This is a genomic window from Micromonospora sp. NPDC049497, assembly GCF_044465805.1.
Taxonomy (GTDB): Bacteria; Actinomycetota; Actinomycetes; order Mycobacteriales; family Micromonosporaceae; genus Micromonospora.
Genome location: NZ_JBITMC010000042.1, coordinates 1 through 4,387 on the forward strand (window position 1 = coordinate 1; position 4,387 = coordinate 4,387).

1 protein-coding gene is annotated in these 4,387 nt (G+C 76.0%); it reads right to left on the reverse strand.

The window, feature by feature from the left end:
• Positions 1–4,387, reverse strand: a 4,387-nt coding sequence (locus ACIBR0_RS28680; RefSeq protein ID WP_396720852.1) for a beta-ketoacyl synthase N-terminal-like domain-containing protein, incomplete at both ends; no start/stop codon positions are given.

A 4,387-nucleotide genomic window follows, 5' to 3' on the forward strand; every position in this document is an offset into this window, starting at 1 on the left:
GCGGTGTCGGTGGTGTCGATGCTGTGCCGGAAGACGGGGGAGGTGCGGTAGAGCTGGTGGGCCATGGCCGGCCATTGGCTGCCCTGTCCGGGGTATATGAAGCCGATCTTTCCGCCGTCACTCGCCTCGCCGACGATCAGGTTGTCGTGTTCGGTCCCGTCGATCAGGGCGGTGAGGGCGTCGGTGAAGTCGTCGAGGGTGCGGCCGAGGACCACCGCCCGGTGCGTGAACGTCGACCGGCCCGTAAGAGCGTGCGCCACGCCGATCACGTCCAGGCCGTCGGCGCCGGCGGCCCAGTCGCGCAGCCGGCGGCCGTACTCGCGCAGCGTGGTCTCGGTCTTCGCGGACAGCAGCCACGGCACCCAGCCGCCACCGGGCAGATCCGTCAACCCGGCCGACGCATCCACAACGGGAACGGCGTCCGGCTCCGCCGAGGCCGGTAACTCCTCGATGATCAGGTGGGCGTTGGTGCCGCTCATCCCGAACGCCGACACCGCCGCCCGGCGCGGGTGCCCGTTCGGCTTCCAGTCGACCACCCGGTCGAGCAGCCGGACGTTGCCGCTGTCCCAGTCGACGTGCGGGCTCGGCGCGTCGATGTGCAGCGAGCGGGGCAGCATGCCCTGCTGCAGGGCGAGGACCATCTTGATCACGCCGGCCACGCCGGCCGCGGCCTGGGTGTGGCCGATGTTCGACTTGACCGACCCGAGCCACAGGGGCTGGTCGTCCCGCCGGTGCTGTCCGTAGGTGGCCAGGAGCGCCTGGGCCTCGATCGGGTCGCCGAGGGTGGTGCCGGTGCCGTGGGCCTCTACTACGTCGACGTCGGCCGGGGTCAGCCGGGCGTTGGCCAGGGCCTGGCGGATCACGCGTTCCTGCGCCGGCCCGTTCGGGGCGGTGAGCCCGTTGCTCGCGCCGTCCTGGTTCACCGCCGAGCCCCTGATGACAGCGAGCACCCGGTGGCCGCGTTCCTGGGCCACCGACAGCCGTTCCAGCAGCACCAGGCCGACGCCCTCGGCGAAGCCGAACCCGTCGGCCGCCTCGGCGAACGGCTTGCACCGGCCGTCCGGGGAGAGGCCCCGCTGCCGGCTGAACTCCACGAAGCCGCCCGGCGTGGCCAGCACCGTCACCCCACCCGCGAGCGCCAGGTCGCACTCGCCGTTGCGGATCGCCTGCGCGGCCAGGTGCATCGCCACCAGCGACGACGAGCACGCGGTGTCCACGGTCATCGCCGGGCCCTCCAACCCGAGCGTGTACGCGATCCGCCCCGACGCCAGCGCGGTGGTCGCCCCGGTCATCAGGTAGCCCTCGTAGTCCTCCGGCACCTCGTCGAACCGGGGCCCGTAGTCGTTGTCGATGACGCCGGTGAACACGCCAGTCGCGGTGCCGCGCAGGCGAGCCGGGTCGATGCCGGCCCGCTCCACCGCCTCCCACGCGGTCTCCAGCAGCAGCCGCTGCTGCGGGTCCATGGCCGCCGCCTCCCGGGCGTTGATGCCGAAGAAGGCCGCGTCGAAGCCGGCGGCGTTGTCCAGGAAGCCGCCGTGCCGGGTGTACGTGGTTCCCGGCGTGCCGGGGTCCGGGTCGTAGATCGCCTCGACGTCCCAGCCCCGCCCGTCCGGAAACTCGCTGATCGCGTCGCCCTCGGAGATCACCAGCTGCCACAGCTTCTCCGGTGAGCCGACCCCGCCCGGGTAGCGGCAGGCCATGCCGACGATCGCCACCGGCTCGTCGACTGCGGCCGCCCGGACCGGCGTCGCGGCGCGGGCCGCCGGCACCCCGGACACCAACTCGCGCAGGTGGTCGACGACGGCCGTCGGGGTGGGATGGTCGAACACCAGCGTCGCCGGCAGCGTCAGGCCGGTGGCCGCGCCCAGCCGGTTGCGCAGCTCCACGGCCGCGAGGGAGGTGAACCCGAGGTCCTTGAACGCCTGCCCCGGATCGACCGTCTCCGCCGACTCCAGCCCGACCACCGTCGCCACGGCCCCCAGCACCAGGTCGTGCAGGGCCTGCCGCTGTTCCGCTGCCGGCCGGGCGGCCAGCCGCTCGGCATACGTCAGCGGGCCGGCGTCGGCCGCGGCGTGGCGCAGTCCGCCGCCGATCAGCCCGCGCAGCAGCGCGGGCACCGGCCCGGCCGGCGCGGTGACCCGGCCGGCGAGCAGGACCGCCGCGCCGGTGGCCAGCGCCCGGTCCAGCGAGCCCGACGCGGGCGCCGGAACGACGCCGTCCGGCCGGGGCGCGTCCCCCGCCCCACCGGCCACGCTGACCGCGGCCAGCCCGTACGCCCGCCGGTGTCGGGCCAGCGCGTCGAGGAACGCCGCGTCGGCGCCCCGGGTGCGCTCCCCGGCAGTGCCGAGCGTGCCGGCCACGTCCGAGAGCAGGACGAACGCCGCCGGGTCGAGCCGGCGGGTCGCCTCGTGCAGCGCCCACCCGGTCGCCGGGTCGCCCCCGGCGTGCAGCACAGCGGTGAGCGGGCGGGCCGGGTCGACCGTGGCGAGCAGGTCGGCCAGGGCGCCCGGGTCGGTGGTGTCGCAATCCCTGACGGTGACCTCGGCGCCGAGCCGGGTCAGCTCGCCGACCGCCGGGGCAGCGTCCACGGTGCCGGCCAGCAGCAGGTGCCGTACCCCGTGCCGGGTGACCAGGTCCCGCGCCGCCGCGACGGCCGCCGCGCCGCCGGTCACCAGGACCGTCCCGGTCGCGGCGAAGCCGACGGGATCCACGGTGTCGACGGCGGCGCGGACCAGTCGGGGCACGAGCATCGTGCCGGTGCGCAGGGCGAGCCGGGGTTCGCCGGCCGCCATGGCGGCGGCCACCGCCCGGTCCAGGAGCGCCTCGCTCTCCGGATGCCCGTCGGTGTCGACCAGGACGATCCGGCCGGGCTCGGCCGCCTGCACCGCGCCCGTGGCCCCCCACACGGCCGCCGCGGGCAGGTCGCGCGGGTCCTCGCCGGGCAGGGCCGCCACGGCGTGCCGGGTCAACACGACCACGGGCGGCCCGGCCGGATCACCGACCGCCGCCCCGAGCAGCGCCACCGCCCGGCCGGCAGCCTCCACCGGGTCGGCCAGCTCCGCCTCCGGCGTCCGGTACGACCAGACGCTGGCGGCATCGGGCCCCTCGGACGCCCCGGGCACCGGCCGCTGCTCCCAGGAGAGGGTGTACAGCTCCGGCGCCGGCCCGGTGGTGGCCAACCGCTTGACCGGCAGCAACCCGGTGGCGAGCGCGGCGGTGAGCACCGGCTGACCGGCCGGGTCGTAGCCGGCGAGGGTGAACCGGCCGTCCCCGGCCGGTCGTAGCAGCACCCGGAGCACGGTGGCGCCAGCGGCGAGCAGCCGCACGTCGGACCAGCCGGTGACCGTTGGCGTCCCCGCGGGTCGCCCGTCCGACAGGTCGGCCAGCAGCGGGTGCAGGACCGCCTCCAGCAACGCCGGGTGCAGCGCGTGCCGCGCAGCATCCGCCCGCTCTGTCTCGTGGAGGGCGACTTCGACGAGGAGCGCGTCGTCCTGCCGCCAGGCCTCGCGCAGGCAGCGCACCGCAGGCCCGTGCCGGTAGCCCGCCGCGCCCAGCCGGGCGTACACCTCAGCGACGTCGACCAGTTCGGCGCCGGCCGGCGGCCAGACCGGTGCGGCCGGCGGCGCGGCCGGCGCGGTCGTGCCGAGGACCCCGCCGCCGTGCCGGGTCCAGGCCGCGTCCGGCTCGCTCTCCGCGTCCCGCGCGTGGATGGTCACGGTACGCCGGCCCGCGTCGTCGGCCTCCGCGACAGTGACCTGCACCTGCGCGGCCCGGCCGTCCGGTACGGGCAGCGGCGCGGGCACGGTCAGCTCCGCCAGGTACGGGTGCCCGGTGCTGGCGCCGGCGTGCAGCGCCAGGTCCAGGAAGCCGCTCGCCGGCAGCAGCCGGGTGGCGAGCACGCGGTGGTCGTCGAGCCAGGAGGTGCCGGCGGCCAGCCGTCCGGTGAGGACGGTGCCGCCCTCGGTGGCCAGGTCGAGCCGGGTGGTCAGCACGGCGTGCCCGGTGGGGTGCAGCCCGAGGTCGGCCGGGGTGGTCCGGTGGGTGCCGGACAGCCAGTGCCGGGTGTGTTGGAACGGGTAGGTGGGCAGGTCCAGGTGCGGGTGGTCACCGGTGGGGCGGGCGTCGAGCATGGCGGCGGCCGCGAGGAGGGTGTGCTGGTGGGGCCGCTTCGGGTGTAGGGCGGGGACGGCGACGACGTCGTTCAGTGTCTGCTGGTGCAGGGCGGTGAGGGTGGTGTCGGGTCCGAGTTCGAGGAAGGTGCGGACGCCGTGGTGGTCGTGGAGGGTGGTGATGCCGTGGGCGTAGTGGACGGGGGCGAGGATGTGGCGGGTCCAGTAGTGGGGGTCGGTGAGTTGTTCGGTGGTGGCGAGTTGTCCGGTGGTGTTGC